Source organism: Pseudomonas sp. MPR-R2A5 (assembly GCF_058793055.1).
Genome location: NZ_JBXAFK010000019.1, coordinates 81,326 through 98,372, shown reverse-complemented (window position 1 = coordinate 98,372; position 17,047 = coordinate 81,326). Strand labels below are relative to the sequence as shown.

Annotated in this window: 14 protein-coding genes; 4 read left to right on the top strand and 10 right to left on the bottom strand. The window is 62.0% G+C overall.

Going from position 1 to position 17,047, the window contains the following annotated elements; genetic code table 11:
• Positions 1–150: 150 nt before the first annotated feature.
• From AC1Q6I_RS15500 to AC1Q6I_RS15490, 3 genes are all read right to left on the bottom strand, one after another.
• On the bottom strand, positions 151–1,476 hold the full coding sequence (locus tag AC1Q6I_RS15500) for a sigma-54-dependent transcriptional regulator (RefSeq protein WP_024077184.1): 1,326 nt from the start codon (positions 1,474–1,476) through the stop codon (positions 151–153).
• Positions 1,470–3,236 carry an ATP-binding protein gene (locus AC1Q6I_RS15495; protein ID WP_041161010.1) on the bottom strand — a complete coding sequence of 589 codons (1,767 nt, stop codon included), beginning with the start codon at positions 3,234–3,236 and terminating at the stop codon, positions 1,470–1,472. The genes AC1Q6I_RS15500 and AC1Q6I_RS15495 overlap by 7 nt, the downstream gene beginning before the upstream one ends.
• A 392-nt stretch (positions 3,237–3,628) precedes the next feature.
• A complete protein-coding gene (locus AC1Q6I_RS15490) occupies positions 3,629–5,152 on the bottom strand; it encodes a fumarate hydratase (protein ID WP_024077182.1) in 1,524 nt (507 codons plus the stop codon).
• A 495-nt stretch (positions 5,153–5,647) separates the two neighbouring features.
• Here AC1Q6I_RS15490 and AC1Q6I_RS15485 point away from each other — a divergent pair, with 495 nt between their 5' ends.
• Both AC1Q6I_RS15485 and AC1Q6I_RS15480 read left to right on the top strand, forming a co-directional pair.
• Positions 5,648–6,580, top strand: a complete 933-nt coding sequence (locus AC1Q6I_RS15485) for an iron-sulfur-binding ferredoxin reductase (RefSeq protein ID WP_102623803.1) — start codon at positions 5,648–5,650, stop codon at positions 6,578–6,580.
• Between the two features lie 30 nt (positions 6,581–6,610).
• On the top strand, positions 6,611–7,360 hold the full coding sequence (locus tag AC1Q6I_RS15480) for an enoyl-CoA hydratase-related protein (RefSeq protein ID WP_102623802.1): 750 nt from the start codon (positions 6,611–6,613) through the stop codon (positions 7,358–7,360).
• Positions 7,361–7,726: 366 nt separating this feature from the next.
• Here the strand turns inward: AC1Q6I_RS15480 and pyk are convergent, their stop codons facing one another.
• Positions 7,727–9,178, bottom strand: coding sequence for a pyruvate kinase (gene pyk, locus AC1Q6I_RS15475; protein ID WP_024077179.1), 1,452 nt, complete (start codon positions 9,176–9,178; stop codon positions 7,727–7,729).
• Positions 9,179–9,353: 175 nt separating this feature from the next.
• Between pyk and AC1Q6I_RS15470 the strand changes: the two genes are divergently transcribed.
• Both AC1Q6I_RS15470 and AC1Q6I_RS15465 read left to right on the top strand, forming a co-directional pair.
• Entirely contained in the window at positions 9,354–9,728 is a 375-nt protein-coding gene (locus AC1Q6I_RS15470; protein ID WP_024077178.1) for a tol-pal system YbgF family protein, read from the top strand.
• Positions 9,729–9,954: 226 nt separating this feature from the next.
• Positions 9,955–10,314: a PilZ domain-containing protein gene (locus tag AC1Q6I_RS15465; RefSeq protein WP_102623806.1), complete on the top strand. Its 360-nt coding sequence runs from the start codon at positions 9,955–9,957 to the stop codon at positions 10,312–10,314.
• A gap of 58 nt (positions 10,315–10,372) precedes the next feature.
• Here AC1Q6I_RS15465 and AC1Q6I_RS15460 read toward each other — a convergent pair whose 3' ends face one another.
• From AC1Q6I_RS15460 to AC1Q6I_RS15435, 6 genes are read right to left on the bottom strand one after another with little or no spacing between them, the layout of a single operon-like run.
• Entirely contained in the window at positions 10,373–11,704 is a 1,332-nt protein-coding gene (locus AC1Q6I_RS15460; protein WP_102623801.1) for a DUF58 domain-containing protein, read from the bottom strand.
• A 7-nt stretch (positions 11,705–11,711) separates the two neighbouring features.
• A complete protein-coding gene (locus AC1Q6I_RS15455; RefSeq protein ID WP_024077175.1) occupies positions 11,712–12,707 on the bottom strand; it encodes an AAA family ATPase in 996 nt (331 codons plus the stop codon).
• Complete coding sequence (locus AC1Q6I_RS15450) at positions 12,704–13,861, bottom strand: DUF4350 domain-containing protein (RefSeq protein WP_102623805.1); 1,158 nt, start codon at positions 13,859–13,861, stop codon at positions 12,704–12,706. Before AC1Q6I_RS15450 ends, AC1Q6I_RS15455 begins: the two co-directional genes overlap by 4 nt.
• Positions 13,861–15,387 (bottom strand): DUF4129 domain-containing protein, encoded by a 1,527-nt coding sequence (locus tag AC1Q6I_RS15445; RefSeq protein ID WP_102623800.1) that lies wholly within the window; start codon positions 15,385–15,387, stop codon positions 13,861–13,863. The genes AC1Q6I_RS15450 and AC1Q6I_RS15445 overlap by 1 nt, the downstream gene beginning before the upstream one ends.
• Positions 15,374–16,354 (bottom strand): stage II sporulation protein M, encoded by a 981-nt coding sequence (locus AC1Q6I_RS15440; RefSeq protein WP_102623799.1) that lies wholly within the window; start codon positions 16,352–16,354, stop codon positions 15,374–15,376. The genes AC1Q6I_RS15445 and AC1Q6I_RS15440 overlap by 14 nt, the downstream gene beginning before the upstream one ends.
• Positions 16,351–17,043 carry an RDD family protein gene (locus AC1Q6I_RS15435; protein WP_041161009.1) on the bottom strand — a complete coding sequence of 231 codons (693 nt, stop codon included), beginning with the start codon at positions 17,041–17,043 and terminating at the stop codon, positions 16,351–16,353. Before AC1Q6I_RS15435 ends, AC1Q6I_RS15440 begins: the two co-directional genes overlap by 4 nt.
• Between the last annotated feature and the right edge of the window lie 4 nt (positions 17,044–17,047).

The following is a 17,047-nucleotide window of genomic DNA, read 5'->3' as shown; positions in this document are numbered from 1 at the left end:
ATGGTTTTAAGGGGGGTGAGCGGAAATCCGCTTATCGCTGCAGGCCTCATCGGGGGCAAGCCCCCTCCCACACTTGAGCGTGTTCACAGATCAAAATGTGGTAGGGGGCTTGCCCCCGATAGCGGCCTGCGAGTCAACACAAGGATTCGCCTAGAGAAACATCTCCCGCACCAACCCATGGCGCTGCATCTTTTCATTGAAGGTACGGCGCGGCAGTTGCAACTCGGCCAGCACCGCCTTGATATCGCCCTTGTGCCGCGCCAGCGCGGCTTTCAGGCAGTGCGCCTCGAACGCCTCCTGCTGCGCCGCCAGCGATTGCCCGACCTCGATGCCCTCGGGTTCCGGATCGCCCAGCCCCAGGACCTGACGTTCGGCGACGTTGGCCAGTTCGCGCACATTGCCCGGCCAGTCATGGCTGAGCAGGCGTCCCAGTTGCGGGCCGCTCAATGGCTCGGCACTGCGGCCCAGGCGTTCGGCGGCGCTCTGGGCAAAGTGCTCGTACAGCAAGGGAATATCTTCGCGGCGCTCACGCAGCGGTGGCAGGCGCAGTTGTGCGACGTTCAACCGGTAGGCCAGGTCTTCGCGAAAGCGCCCGGCGCGAGCCTCTTCCAGCAGGTCCGGCTTGGTGGCGGCGATGATGCGCAAATCGACGTGGATGCTTTGGTTGGAGCCGAGCCGCTCCAGCTTTTGCTCCTGCAGCACCCGTAGCAATTTCACTTGCTGGGCCAGGGGCATGCTTTCGATTTCATCCAGGAACAGGGTGCCGCCGTGGGCGTATTCCAGCTTGCCGATGCGCTTGCCCTGGGCGCCGGTGAATGCACCGCTTTCGTGGCCGAACAACTCGGCTTCAAACAGCTGCTCTGGGATCGCCGCGCAATTGAGCGCCACAAACGGCTTCTTCGCCCGAGGACCAAAATCATGCAGGCAGCGGGCGACCATTTCCTTGCCGCTACCGGTTTCGCCACGGATCAGCACATTGACCGGCAACGTCGCCAGGTCCAGCACCTGGCGTCGCAGGTTTTGCAAACTTCGGGACACCCCCAGCAGGCTGTTCTCCAGTTTCTCCCGGTGGTCGGCCTGTTGATGCAGGCGACGGTTTTCGAGAATCAGCCCACGTTTGTCCAGCGCGCGGCGCAGGCTGTTGAGCAGCGCATCGGGGCTGAAGGGTTTTTCCAGGAAATCGTAGGCACCGTCGCGCATCGCTTCGACGGCCATCGGTACGTCGCCATGGCCAGTGAGCAATATCACCGGCAAGTCGGCATCACGGCGCTGCACTTCGGCCAGCAGCTCCAGGCCGCTGAGCCCGGGCATGCGCACGTCGCTCAGAATCACCCCGGGAAAATCCTTGGGCAACTGCGCCAGGCACGTTTCGGCACGGCTGAAAAGCTGCACTTCAAATCCCGACAGGCTCAACCATTGCTCGACGGCCGTGCGAATGCTGGTTTCGTCATCGACCACAATCACCGCATTCAACATAGGTCGGGTGTCTCCAGTGCGATAGGCAGGGTCAGGGTGAAGACGGCGCCGTCGCCACGGTTGCCGGCGATCAGGCGCCCGCCCAGTTCGTGCACGATAGCGTAGGAAACCGCCAACCCCAACCCGAGGCCGTCTCCCACCGGCTTGGTGGTGAAGAAGGGGTCGAACACGCTGTTCAGGTGTTCTTCGGCAATGCCGCCACCGCTGTCGCTGACGGTCAGTCGCCACAGCTGCTCATCAGCGTGCAGGTGGATTTCGAGGCGTTTGCGCGGCTTGTTCGCCATCGCATCCAGGGCATTGCGCAGCAGGTTGATCAGTACCTGTTCCAAGCGGATCGCATCGCCGCGTACCCAGGCGGGGCGGGTCAGGTCCAGCAGGGTGCCGATGCCTTCATCGCGCAGGCGCGCGTCGAGCAACTGCAGAGACTGATCGACTACGGTGGCCAGGTCCAGGCGTTCGCGCAGGCCGCTGGGGCTCTTGCGCGCGAAGGTCTTGAGGTGGCCGGTCAGCGCGGCCATGCGTGTGAGCATATCGTCCAGTGGGGTCAGGGCCTTGTAGGCATCGTCTATACGGCCGTGGTCAAGCAGCAGGCGCAGGGTCGCCAACTGCATGCGCTGGGCGGTCAGCGGTTGGTTGATTTCATGGGCGAGGGCGGCAGACATCTGCCCCAGCGCCGCCAATTTGGCCGATTGCACCAGGCCGTCCTGAGCGGTGCGCAGCGCCTGGGTACGCTCCTCCACAAGCTGTTCGAGCTCTTCGCGGCTGCGCTGCCGCAAGCGGGCCAGGCGCCAGCGCTGGGTCAGGAACAGCACCAGAAACACCAGCGCCAGCCAGGAGCCAGCGGCGGCCAGGCCGGCGTTGCGTTGGTCTTCAAAGGCGAATTGGGGCTTGCGCAGCAGGTGCAGGGTCCAGCCCTCAGCCTTCAGCGGCAAGGATTCCCAGATGTAGTTGGCGTTGCCGTCAGGTCCGTTGACGCGCATCAGGTGACTGTTGTCGTCGAAGCGTTGCAACGCCTGGGTTTCCAGGGGCTGCAATTGTTTTTTGTCGTATTGGCGGGTGGCCTTGAGTTCGGCCAGGTCGCTGGCCGACAGCGGGCTCAGGTTGCGATAACGCCAGCCGGGCTGGTTGGCGATAAACACGATACCGCGCGCGTCGCTGACCAGCAGCAGGTCATTGCCCTGGGCCCACTCGCGTTCAAGCTCGGGGAATTCCAGCTTGACCACCATGGCGCCGAGGAACTGCTCATGTTCATCGAGCACCGCGCTGGAGAGGAAGTACCCCGGCACCCCGGTGGTCACCCCGACCGCATAAAAGCGCCCGGCGCCCTGGCTCTGGGTTTGGCTGAAGTAAGGTCGAAACGCGTAGTTGTGCCCGACATAACTGCTGGGCAGGTTCCAGTTACTGGCGGCCACGGCCAGGCCGGTGCGGTCCATCAACTCCAGGGTGGAAGACTGGGCGGCACCGTTGATGCGTTCCAGTTTGCGGTTGAGCATGTCCTGGGTGGTGGCATCCAGCGGACCTTTCAAGGCGCTGATCATTTCCGAGTCCAAGGCCAGTACGGCGGGCAGGGCGCGGTAGCGTTCGATCAAGGTGTGCAGGGAGTTGGCGTACAACGCGAGTTGCTGGTTGGCGCGGGCGGCATCGTCCACCAGGGCCACGCGTTCGGCGTGGCGCGTGGCCAGGGCCGCGGCCAGCAGTGCACCGGCGATGATGAGCAGGGAATAGAAGGTCAGGCGCAGTGGGCGAGGGATCACGATCATACGATGATGAACAGGCGCAGTAAGGGGGAGCACCATAGCATGAGCTGCCTGGATCTTGTGGTGGGAGAGGCTACGGTGGCTAGAGGGCTTGTTGTGGCAAGCCCTAATGCCGTTCAGTTAAGCGTACATCGCCTTCTGTAGGAGCGAGCTTGCTCGCGAAAAACGTCAACGATAACGCGTGTTTCCTGAGTGAACGCGGCGCCTGTGAGTTCTTCGCGAGCAAGCTCGCTTCTACAAAAAAGCCTTAACTGAACGGCATTATGGCAAGCCCGCTTGCCACAGGACGCCTGGTCGCCCGTGACCGCCTCGATTGCCAAAGGGCAATCGGCAGTCAGAAAAAAAGGCGACCGGGCTTATCGCCGCAGTCGCCTTTATCCTTGCGGGGAAAGTGCTTACTGCACTTCCACCGCCAGGCTTTCACTGATCTTTTTCTGCCAGATGGCAGGACCGGTGATATGGACGGATTCGCCCTTGCTGTCCACCGCCACGGTGACCGGCATGTCTTTCACGTCGAACTCGTAGATCGCTTCCATGCCCAGTTCGGCGAAAGCCACCACACGCGACTTCTTGATGGCTTGCGCCACCAGGTAAGCAGCGCCGCCGACGGCCATCAGGTACACGGCCTTGTGGTCCTTGATCGCTTCGATGGCGGCCGGGCCGCGTTCGGATTTGCCGATCATGCCCAGCAGGCCGGTTTGCTCGAGGATCTGGCGGGTGAACTTGTCCATCCGCGTTGCGGTGGTCGGGCCGGCAGGGCCAACCACTTCTTCGCGCACGGGATCAACCGGGCCGACGTAATAGATGAAGCGACCCTTGAGGTCCACCGGCAGGGCTTCGCCCTTGTTCAGCATCTCGACCATGCGCTTGTGCGCGGCATCGCGACCGGTGAGCATCTTGCCGTTGAGCAACACGGTTTCGCCCGGCTTCCAGCTCTGCACGTCTTCCGGGGTCAGGGTGTCGAGGTTGACGCGACGGGCCGAAGGGCCGGCTTCCCAGACGATTTCCGGGTAGGCGTCCAGCGGTGGCGCCTCCAGCGATGCCGGGCCCGAACCGTCGAGCACGAAGTGCGCGTGACGGGTGGCGGCGCAGTTGGGGATCATGCACACCGGCAGCGAAGCGGCGTGGGTCGGGTAGTCCATGATCTTCACGTCGAGCACGGTGGTCAGGCCGCCCAGGCCCTGGGCGCCGATGCCCAGTTGGTTGACCTTCTCGAACAGCTCCAGGCGCATCTCTTCGATACGGTTGGACGGGCCGCGCTTTTTCAGCTCGTGGATGTCGATGGATTCCATCAACACTTCCTTGGCCATCACCGCGGCTTTCTCGGCGGTGCCGCCAATGCCGATGCCGAGCATGCCCGGTGGGCACCAGCCGGCGCCCATGGTCGGAACGGTCTTGAGCACCCAGTCGACGATCGAGTCGGACGGGTTGAGCATGGCCATCTTCGACTTGTTCTCGGAACCACCGCCTTTGGCCGCCACGTCCACTTCCACGGTGTTACCCGGGACGATGGAGTAGTGGATGACTGCGGGGGTGTTGTCCTTGGTGTTCTTGCGCGCGCCTGCCGGGTCGGCGAGGATCGATGCACGCAGGACGTTTTCCGGCAGGTTGTAGGCGCGACGCACACCTTCGTTGATCATGTCGTCCAGGCCCATGGTGGCGCCATCCCAACGTACATCCATGCCCACGCGCACGAACACGGTGACAATACCGGTGTCCTGGCAGATCGGGCGATGGCCGGTGGCGCACATGCGCGAGTTGATCAGGATCTGCGCGATGGAGTCGCGGGCCGCTGGCGATTCTTCGCGCAGATAGGCTTCGTGCATCGCTTGGATGAAGTCAACGGGGTGGTAGTAGGAAATGAATTGCAGGGCGTCGGCAACGCTCTGAATCAGGTCGTCTTGCTTGATCACGGTCATGAGTCGCGCTCCTCTATAAGGGAACATTCAATAAAGGTGGCTTCAGTGAAGTGCATCGGTCGGCTGAAACCACCTTTCCAAGGCGCGTCGCCAAGAAGAGCAGGTATTGTTGGCGCGACGCTAAAAAGGCGCGGCAGTATAACCCGGCGTGGTGGCCGATACACCCGACGATGGTCAAACTCTGTGGCAAGCCCGAATGCCTGTCAGTTAAGAGATAGAACGAGCAAACAGCAGCGGGCTTGTTGTGGCGAGCGGGCTTGCCCCGCGTTGGGCTGCGCAGCAGCCCCAATCAATCGGAATACGGAGTATCAGGCACTCCTCAGCGGCGGGTTCTGGGGCTGCTTCGCAGCCCAACGCGGGGCAAGCCCGCTCGCCACAGTTACAGTGTTCCTCCTTGGCTGACAGGCATTATGGCAAGCCCGCTTGCCACAAAAATGCGTTTCGTCATGCTGCCCGCGTTATCGTTAGCAATCTTCGCAATGTTTGAGTCCTTGTATGCCTGAACTGCACGTCGGCGAACGCCACTGGTCGGTCTCCACCGGCAGCAACCTGTTGGATGCCCTGAACCAGGCCGGCGTCGCCGTGCCCTACAGTTGCCGCGCCGGCAGTTGCCATTCATGCCTGGTGCGATGCCAGGGCGACGTCGAGGACAAGCAACCCGACGCCCTCAGCCCGGCACAGCGCCAGGATGGCTGGCGCCTGGCCTGTCAGTGCCAGGTGACGGCGGACTTGCGGGTCGAAGCGTACGATCCGACACGCGACGGTCTGTCGGCCGAAGTGGTAGGCGCTGACTGGCTGAACACGACTGTACTGCGCTTGCGCCTGCAACCGGAGCGCGGCCTGCGCTACCGGGCCGGGCAGCATCTGGTGTTGTGGGCGGGGCAGGTGGCGCGGCCCTACTCCCTGGCCAGCCTGCCCCAGGAAGATCCGTTCTTGGAGTTTCATCTCGAGTGTCGCCAGCCTGGCGCGTTCAGCGATGCCGCTCGGCAGCTGCGTGTCGGGGACCGCCTGCGCCTGGGCGAACTGCGCGGCGGCGCGTTGCAATACGACCCCGCCTGGCAAACCCAGCCGCTGTGGCTGCTGGCATCCGGTACCGGTATGGGCCCGTTGTGGGGCGTGCTGCGCGAGGCGTTGCGCCAGAATCACCAGGGGGCTATCCGCGTGATTCATCTCGCCCATGATGCCAGTGGCCATTACCTGGCCGAGCCCCTGGCCGCGCTGGCCGCGCAGCATGCGAACCTGACGGTGGAGCTATGGACCGCGGCGGAGCAAGCCCAGGCATTGGCGCAACTGCGGCTTGTTTCACGGCAAACTCTGGCCTTACTCTGCGGGCACCCCGCCAGCGTCGAGGCCTTTTCCAAGCGCCTGTTCCTGGCGGGATTGCCGCGCAATCAACTGCTGGCCGATGTGTTCCTGCCCCGTGGTTGAGCGCTGAATTCTACAGCCGCGAGACTGACCATGACCGACGCCATCCTGCAGCAGCGCGAACGTGGGTTGCTGACCCTGCAGTTCAACCGCCCCGACAAGAAAAACGCCCTGACCCGCGCCATGTACACGCAGCTGGCCGAAGCGCTGGAGCAGGCTGACGCGGACCCCGCCATCAGCGCCGTGCTGATTCAGGGCAGCCACGCGTGTTTTACCGCCGGCAACGACATCGGCGACTTTCTTGAACAGCCGCCCAGCGACCTCGACAGCCCACCGTTCCACTTTATGAAAAGCCTGCTCAATTGCCGCAAACCAGTGATCGCCGCGGTGGCGGGCGCAGCGGTGGGCATTGGTACGACGCTGCTGCTGCACTGCGACCTGGTGTACGTCAGTCGCGATGCTCGTTTGCGCATGCCGTTCGTTAATCTGGGGCTGTGTCCCGAATTTGGGTCAAGCCTGATCCTGCCGCGCTTGCTGGGGCACGCGAAGGCGGCTGAATTGTTGCTGCTGGGGGAGGAGTTCACAGGCGAACAGGCGGCCCTTTGGGGCATTGCCACCGAGGCGCTGGGCAGTGGCGAAGCCGCCTTGGCCAAGGCGCGAGAAATCGCCGAACGCTTTGACACCCTGGCGTCGGGTGCGGTGCAAGTCACCAAGCAATTGATGAAAAGTGTGGACCGTGAGCAGTTGCGGCGAGTGATCGAGGAGGAGGGCGCGTTGTTTGTCCAGCGCCTGAAATCCTCTGAAGCGATCGCAGCCTTGTCGGAGGTTATTTCAAGGAAGTAAGGCTCATCAGGCAGAGCAGGCACGACCTCAGCCGTGCCTGCCTGGAGGAGCCCTTTCTGGAAAAACGAGAACATCAGTAGCCGAAAATTCTCACCATGCTGGCAACGCGATTGCCAGCAACTCCCGAGACGCCGGCCACCACCAGCCTGCTATTGGGTACTTCAGCTCTTTCCACACGGCATGAATTGAATAGAGCGGCAGGTGCGGTATATGCCTTAGGTCTGACCGCACACACGATTGGGCGCCTGTTCGTGGGTGGCGTCTACTGGTAGAGCTGACAGTAGACAATGGGCCGTGAATGTTTTTTTAACTGACAAAAAAGCCCCGCCATTCACATGGCGGGGCTTTCGTTTTTCAACCGATCACTCAGACCATTGGGTCGCCAACGTGCAGGATCTTCATGCCATTGGTGCCACCGGTGGTGTGGTAGCTGTCGCCCTTGGTCAGGATGACCCAGTCGCCTTTCTCTACGACGCCGCGTTTGACCAGTTCGTCGATGGCCTTTTGGCTGACTTCGTTGGGTGCCAGCGAAGCCGGATCGAACGGAATGGTATACACGCCACGAAACAGCGCCGTGCGAGCCTGGGCTTCACGGTGGGGGGTGAACGCGTAGATCGGCACCGAGGAACGGATGCGCGACATGATCAACGGCGTGTAGCCACTTTCGGTCAGGGCGATGATCGCTTTAACACCTGGGAAGTGGTTGGCGGTGTACATGGCCGCCAGGGCGATGCTCTGGTCGCAGCTTTCGAAGACCTTGCCGATGCGATGGCTGGAGGTCTTGCTGGTCGGGTGCTTTTCAGCGCCGACGCAGATACGCGCCATGGCCTGGACGGCTTCCAGCGGGTACGGGCCTGCGGCGCTTTCTGCAGAAAGCATCACCGCGTCGGTGTAGTCGAGCACGGCGTTGGCTACGTCGGACACTTCGGCGCGGGTCGGCATCGGGTTCTGGATCATCGACTCCATCATCTGGGTCGCCACGATCACCGCTTTGTTGTGGCGGCGTGCGTGCAGGATGATCTTCTTCTGGATACCGATCAGCTCGGCGTCACCGATTTCCACGCCCAGGTCGCCACGGGCAACCATTACGGCGTCCGACGCCTTGATCAGGCCGTCGAGGGTTTCGTCGTCGGCCACGGCTTCGGCGCGTTCGATCTTCGCCACCAGCCAGGCGGTACCGCCGGCTTCGTCGCGCAGCTTACGGGCGTATTCCATGTCGGCGGCGTCGCGCGGGAAGGATACGGCGAGGTAATCCACTTCCATTTCGGCGGCGAGCTTGATGTCGGCCTTGTCTTTTTCAGTCAGGGCCGGGGCGGTCAGGCCACCGCCGCGACGGTTGATGCCCTTGTGGTCGGACAGCGGGCCGCCGATGATCACGGTGCAGTTCAGCTCGGTGACGGAAGCGGTGTCGACGCGCATGACCACACGGCCGTCATCCAGCAGCAGTTCGTCGCCGACGCCGCAGTCCTTGACCAGGTCCGGGTAGTCGATACCGACGACTTCCTGGGTACCTTCGGTCAGCGGGTGGCTGGTGGAGAAGGTGAACTTGTCACCGATCTTCAGCTCGATCCGCTTGTTGGCGAATTTGGCGATACGAATTTTCGGGCCTTGCAGGTCACCCAGCAATGCGACGAAGCGGCCATGCTTGGCGGCCAGGTCTCGCACCAGCTTGGCGCGAGCCTTGTGCTCGTCCGGAGTGCCGTGGGAGAAGTTCAGACGGGCAACGTCCAAACCAGCCAGAATCAGCTGTTCGAGGACTTCCGGCGAGTTGCTGGCCGGGCCAAGGGTGGCGACGATTTTGGTACGACGGACGGACATGCACAGACTCCTGAGTTCAAGCGCTGAGGAAGGCTACTATGCTCTTTGGTTGTAGTCATTGTTCGTTTGCACTACTTATCGGCCATTCGCTTGTTTTCGCTTCGATTGAATAAATGAACATCCTTGAAGATTTTCGACCAGGGGTCGATACACTGCACAAGACAGGAGAACCCCCATGCGAATTTTGCTCATTGCTGCCCTGGCCGTCAGCGTTACAGGCTGCACCCGCTGGTCGATGGACCACCATTTGAACAACGCCTACCGTGCGTACGGGGTCGGTGACTGCGAACGCGTGACCCTGGAATTGTCCCAGGTCGACCGTGAAAGCCGTACCCGCCGCTATGTGCAACCGGAGGTCTCGATGTTGCGCGGGCAATGCCTGGAGCGGCAGAAGCTGTTTGTCGATGCGGTGCAGACCTATCAGTTCATCATTAATCAGTACCCGTCCAGTGAGTACGCTTATCGGGCCCGTGCCCGGCTCGATACCCTGCAGCAACTCGGGCATTACCCCGGCGCGAGCGTTGCGCAGCCACGTCCGGCCTCGTTGTGATGATATTTGTCATTCTATAGCTGGCCCGTCGCCAGTCTTGGGCTATTCTTTGAATGTCCGTTTGTACAAGTTTGTACTCATACGGATGGAATGCTTGGGATTGGCAGCCGTAGAGTGACAAGGCGCTTGCTGTTGTCGCACCGATTCCCAGGGAGAGCGGCCTTGCATTAGCCGTTCCGAATCACTGGTAAGGCCAGAGTCATGGCCAATGGATGGCGATTTCATCATGTTTACTGATCGACGGATTGAGCGACATCAGTTGTCTTGTTTCCTGCAAGTGTTCAACCGGCTGACGGACAAACCCATTGGCTACTTGGGTAACGTGTCCGAAGATGGGCTGATGTTGATCAGCCAATTGCCGATGATGGTCGACGTAGAGTTCGAGCTGCGCTTGAAGATTCCTGCGGCCGACGGCGATTTTCAGGCCGTTGACCTTACAGCTGCCTGTTTATGGAGCCATGAGGACGTCAACCCGCAGCACTATGATTCCGGGTTCAGGGTGGTTGATGCGTCGCCAGAGTACAGTCTTCTGATCAACGCCTTATTGCATTACTTCAGCTTCGATCCCCTGCAGGCTTCTGCCTAGACACTACTTGCTGCACGCCCGGCTTAGGTCGGGCTATCCACGTTGGGGTGTGTGACATTCAAAGGACGCCGGCTTTTTTCCAGCCCAGGTAACGTGTCACCAAGGCCGGCCCCAGCCCTGAGGGTGGTGTATCCAGTACCGACAACCCGTGGGCGCTCAAGCGTTCGTGCAGTTCGTCCCTTTTATTCAGGTAGTCGACGGTGCCGCTGTAGGCCAGCGCTTCGGGCAAGGTTTGCACCGGCGACTGGCGCAATTGGTCGAGTACGTCTTCGCGCAGGCTGGCGACCATCACCCGGTGCTGTCGGCCGATGCGCTTGACCGCTGTCAGTAATGCCTCATCGTCCTCATCCCGCAGGTTGGTCACCACAATGACCAATGCCCGACGTTTTTGCCGCGCCAGTAACTGACTGGCTGCGGCCTCGTAATCGGCTGTGCGTCGGGTGGTGTCCAGGTCGTATACGGCGTTGAGCAACAGGTTCAACTGGCCGGTGCCCTTGACGGGGGCCAGGTAGCGCGGCTGGTCGCAGGCAAAGGTACACAGGCCCACCGCATCGCCCTGGCGCAAGGCGACATAACTGAGCAGCAGGCAGGCGTTGAGTGCGTGATCGAAGTGGGACAGTTCGGCATCCTGGCTGCGCATGCGTCGGCCACAATCGAGCATGAACACGATCTGCTGGTCGCGCTCGTCCTGGTATTCCCGGGCAATCGGCGTGCGTTGGCGCGCGGTGGCCTTCCAGTCGATCTGCCGCAGGCTGTCGCCCTCGCGGAACTCGCGCAACTGGTGAAACTCCAGGCCCAACCCCCGTCGCTGGCGTTGACGCACTCCCAGTTGGCTCAGCCAGTTATCCACACCCAATAGCTGGGCGCCATACAGGCGGGCGAAATCCGGGTAGACGCGGGTGGCATCGCTGGCTTGGGTAAAGCGTCGTGCGGCCCACAGCCCCAAGGGGCTGGGCAGCTGTATCTCGCATTGACTGAAACTGAAATGGCCGCGCCGCAAAGGGCGTAGGCGATAGCCCAATTCGCTGCATTCGCCCGGGCGCAGTTCGATGGACTGGGGCATATTCTCCACACTCAAGCCGTCGGGGACGTGATCGAACACCTGTACGGTCAGCGGCTGTGGGTAATCATGTTCGAGTTTCAGGCGTACTTCTCCCCAGCGGCCCAGCGCCAGGCTGCCTGGCATCTGCCGTTGTACCTGCACGGAGGGGCGGCGGTGCAGGCGAGCTGCGTCCAGTAGTGCCAGCAGCAACAGCGCCAGCAGCAGGCCCCAGGCGACTGAATGCAGGCTGGTGGGTAGCTTGAGCTGCAACGCTGCCGCCGTACCCAGCAGGATATTCAAGCCCAGCAGCACGCCGAGCCAGCTCAACAGCAGACGAGTCGGCTTCATGGACGGCTCATTGGCGAGGCGCCGGAATCTGGTCCAGCAGTTGCTTGAGCACCTGGTCCACCTCCAGTCCGTCGATATCCAGTTCGGGAGCGATACGAACCCGGTGGCGCAGCACCGCCAAGGCGCAGCCCTTGATGTCGTCCGGGGTGACGAACTCGCCCCCGCGCAGCAGGGCTCGGGCACGGGCACCGCGTACCAGGGCAATGGAGGCGCGCGGACCTGCACCGATGGTCAGCCCCGGCCAACTGCGGGTGGCCCGGGCCAGGCGCACGGCGTAGTCCAGCACTTGCTCGTCCAGCGCCAGCTCACTGGCTATCTGCTGCAACTTCAGTACATCCCCGGCTTGCAGCACGACTCGCAGCGGTTGGACATCCAGCATGTCGGCCCGGGACGAACGCGTGACTTCGCGCACCATGTCCAGTTCCTGCCGGGAGTCGGGATAGTCCATGCGTACCTTGAGCATGAAGCGATCCAGTTCGGCCTCGGGCAGCGGGTAGGTGCCTTCCTGCTCGATGGGGTTCTGGGTCGCCAACACCATGAACGGCTGGCCGATCGGCAAGGCCTCGCCCTCAAGGGTGACTTGGCGTTCCTGCATGGCTTCGAGCAGCGCTGCCTGGGTCTTGGCTGGCGCGCGGTTGATTTCATCGGCCAGCAGCAAGTGGGTAAACAGCGGCCCCTTGCGCAGTTTGAATTGTTCGGTGTGCAGGTCGTACACGGCATGGCCGGTGACATCGCTGGGCATCAGGTCCGGCGTGAACTGGATACGTGCGAAATCGCCGCCAAAGCAACGGGCCAGGGCCCGCACCAGCAAGGTCTTGCCCAGCCCGGGTACGCCTTCAAGCAGCACATGGCCACCGGCGATCAGCGCAGTGAGTACGTCATCGATTACCTGATCCTGGCCGATGACCGCCTTGCGCAGTTCAATGCGCAGGGACTGGGCCTGCTGGCTGGCGAGTTGCAGGGTTTCGCTGGTCAGGGCCGTGGCCGTTGGAAAGTCGCTCATAGGGCATTCCTGAGAGTTTGCAGGCATGCCACCTGACGGCTGAAATCGGCGCTGGAAAGCCGTTTTGCCGAAAGTGGGCCGAGGGCCTGATTGATGACGTGGGAGGGTTGGCGTGTCAGGTGTTCAAGGACCCGCCACTGTTCTTCGGTGTCGAGGTGTTCAAAACCGGGGTGGCGGTGCCGGGCGGCGCGCAGGATATCGCGCTGCAAGGCACGGAGCAGCGTGCCTTGGCCGTTGCGCCGCATGAGGAAATCGGCGCTGGCCTTCAAGTGCTCCTGCAATTGTCGGCGAGCCTTGGGGGCGGGCGCCTGGATCGGCCCCTGGCGCATGCCGACGTGCCAGAGTGCCAGGATGAGCAGCGCGGCGAGTGCGACCAGGGCCTGGGGGAAATGGCGCAGCAGCAGGGTGGACAGATCGTCCACGTCGCTGTTGAACAGCAAGGTCACATCAGTGCCCTGGTTCAGGTACCACAGCAGCCAGGCGTTATCGTGCTTGCCGATGTTCGCGTTGTTCCACAGGTCGCTGTCAGTGACCACCGTCACATTGCCTTGCCCGAGGTCGAGTTGCATCAGGTGGCTGGACCTGGCGCTGTTGGCGGAAAACTGCGCGACATGCCTGGGGTCGGTGAGATTGAAGTCGGTATCGAAGCTGAAATAGGCCGGAGCGGTTTCATTGTCGATATAGAGCTTGGTCAGGTCCGGCGTTTTCTTCTTGGGGGCCGGGGAGGGGGCTTCAGGGTCATCGCTCAATGTCTGGTGGATGTGCAGGCGATCGAGCAGCCAGTCACCGCTCTTACCGGTCTCTTCATCCCACAGTGCTTCGGCGACCACCAGCAGGTGCCCGCCGGACCTGGCCCACGCCAGCAGTTGATCCACCTGGCGTGGGGTCATGTTGCTGCGCTCACCTAGCAACAACAGGCTGTGGCCCTTGGCTGGCAAGTCGTCAAGCCGATCAAGGCCGTTGGCATGCCCCACCGACAGGCCTTGCTGGCGCAGGAAATGCTCGGCTGCCAGGTAGGGATTGGCCAGCGCCTCCGGCGATGGACCGCGATCCACTACTTGCTCATACGGGATAGCCTTCTGCCACGCGTACAAGCCGCCCGCTCCCAACAGGCATGCCAGCAGCAGCCCCACCCACAATAACGGTTGTTTCATCATGCGGCCCCCGCGTTGAACAGGGCGCGCCAATCTCGGCACAGTTGCTGTTGTGCCAAGGCCGGTGGGAGGCGATGACCATAGGCGAGGTTCTGCCAATGACGGGTCAGATCATCGCTGAAGGCCAGCAGTTGCGGTTGTTGCAACTGATGAATGCGAGCCAGGACCTGGCCCTCGGTGTCTGCGCTTTTCAGCGGCAGGTCGAAGTCGTGCAATAACCGACTGAGCAGGCCGCGATACAGCAGGCCAAGGGCTTCCCGTGGTTGGGTGGCCCAGAGTTGTTCGGCGGTAGCGGCGATATCGTCTGGCAAGGTTTCGGTGGCCAGTTCCAGGCCGAATAATTGCGACGGCACCGGCCTGGTGATTTCAGGCTTGGGTGGCACTTGCCGGCTGACAAACGTGCGCAGCCAATCACGATAGCGCCAGATCAGCAAGGCCACGCTACCTGCCAGCAAGCTCCATAGCAGCACTTCCAGGGCTTGGGCGACGGGCTTGAAGGTGTCGCTGTTGAGATTGTCCAGCAGCGCCTGGAGCCAGGCCGGCAGCTTGCCGTCTCCGTGCTCTTTGTTTTTGACGACGGGTTTATCCTCGCCAAAACGGTAGTGGGTGACGGTTTCCGGGTTCTTGAAGGGGGGCACGTCCAGCAGCGCCTTGATCGATTGGCTGGAGGCCTGGGGCGTCAGTGGCTTGGGTGATATGGCGTTGTCTGCCAGGGCCTGTGGGCTGAACGGCAGCAACATCAGCCCGGCCACCAGCAACAGCAATGGCGCGACACTGCTCAAGCGTTGGCGCAGGCGGCGGAATACCAGCTCCAGGTCCCAGGCCTCCAGCACGGTGCGGCGGTTGAGATAGAGGCTGAAGCCGCAAGCGATGTAGATCGGTTCCCAGAACACCAGGATCAGCGCATAGAAGGCGTTGCCCAGGTGCTCCAGCCATAGCCCTTCTGAATCGCCCGCCAGCGCCAGGCGTTGCCAGTCCCAGGCCAGTTCAAGCTGCTGTGGAATCAATAGATAGAACAGCGCCATGCAGCCAAACCAGAGACCAATCTCCAGATGCACGCCTAGGATGGTCAACCAGCGTGCGGCCCCGGCGTTGTGTTGCTGCAATACACCCAGGCGTTTTTGGCGTGCCGGGCCATCCAGGCCTTCGAGTTGGCTAACCGGCATCACAAAGCTGCGGCTCAGGCTGAACCGCCGCCAGGTCAGGCTGGCCAGCAACTGGCCCTTGAGCAGTCGCGGCCATTGGCGCACGGCCTGCTTGAGGCTGGGCGTCTCGCCAAACAAGGTTTTGGACAGGATATGCAATGGCAGGCGGTCGAAGGCGGGCTTTAACCACCAGAACAGGAATATGGCCGTGGACGGGGATTGCCACAGTAGTGCGGTCAACAGGATGAACACCGGGAGGGTGACGATGGCCCAACTGGCCATTAACAACAGGCGGTGTTCCCGGGCCATTAATACGCCAAGGTCCATGGCTTCCCAGGTCGTACGGGGACGAATCACGACGCTGGCATCACTCAGGCGCATGATGAGTCCGTCCGGCAAGGATCAGGTAGGCGGCCACCAGTAGCCAGAGCCCGGCACCAACCAGGTATTTCACCCAGTGAGCGACCGAGGTAATGGATGACCAGTAGGCTTCGATAAAGGCTGCGATCAGCAGGAAGGCCATGACACCGCAGAGCATCTGCACGCTTTTGTGCGCTGCCAGCCGCAGGGCCTCGCCACGGGTCAACCGGCCGGGAGCGATCAGCGCCCAGCCCAACTGCAAGCCCGCCGCGCCGGCCAGGGCAATGGCGCTGAGTTCGAATGCGCCATGGCCGATGACAAATGACCAGAAAGTCTGGCCATAACCGATTTCAGTGAGGTGCCCGGAGACGGCACCGATGATCAGGCCGTTGAAAATCAGGAAAAACACGCTGCCCAGCCCGAACAGCAAGCCGGCGGCAAAGGTCTGGAAGGCGATGCCGATGTTATGCATCACGTAGTAGCCGAACATCATCCAGTCTTCACTGGAGGCGCGGTCGGCGACGCGGCCCAGGCGACTGGCATCGGGGTCGTACATGCTTTGCATCTCGGCCACCTGCTGGGGGCTGACGATGCTGTAGATCAGCTCGGGGAACAGGTACACCAGCAGCGCGATACCCACCAGGCTGCCGAAAAACAGCAGGCTGGCGATCAATACGAAACGCCATTGTTCACGCACCAGCCGAGGGAAGTCGGCCAGGACGAAACTCAACAGGTTAGCCCCCAACTGGCTGCGATGGCGGTACAACTGTTGGTGGCCGCGCAGTGCCAGCTGTTGCAACGGGTCCACCAGGTAGCTGCTGTAGCCACGCTCCTGGGCCAGGGCGAGATGTTGGCACAAGCGTCGATATTGATGAGGGAAGTCGGCCACATCACCGGCCTTGGCGTTGTCTTGCTCCAACTGCTTCAGTTGCTCGGCGAAGGCTTGCCATTGTGCTTGATGACGACTTTCGAACAGGCTCTGCTTCATGTCGGCCCCAGTAAGCCACGCGCCACGCCATTGAGCTGCTCCACGGCGCGAGCCGGGGATACTTGCAGGGGCGTTGCAAGGATTGAGGCCAGTTCGTGTACCCGCTCAGCCGACAGTTGGCCCTGGCGTTCCGCGAAACCCAGGATCGCACGTTGTTCGCTGAGCTCCAGGGCGAAGGGCAGGCGCAGGGCCGCCGCCGGGGGCACCTGTGGACGAGCCAGGGGGTGTTCACGGTAGATCACCAGCGTGCCGCCGGCCAGGTCGCCCAGTCGTTTGAAATGAGGATGTTGCAGGCAACTGATGGCGCCGAGAAAGTAACCGAAAGGCAGCATGTCGACAAAGCGCAGCAGGTTGCGGATAAGCGAAGCGGACCAGCCAACAGGCGTGCCGTCGTCCTGTACCACGCGCAGGCCCATGACTTGCTTGCCGGGGGAGCAGCCCTGGTTGAGAACTTCAAACAGCACCATGTACCACCAACTGACCAGGAACAGCAGCAGCGAACCCAGGCCTATGCCGATATTGCCGAGCAGGGCCAAAGGCACCAGCAGGATGCCCATGAACAGCCCGCGCACGCCCAGGTCGAAGGCAAAGGCCAGCGCGCGTGGCAGCAGGCCGGCCGGGCGCAAGGGCAGGTCGATGCCCTCCGGGGTCTCGATCTGGTAACGGGTATCCAATGGGGCTGATGGCATCGCG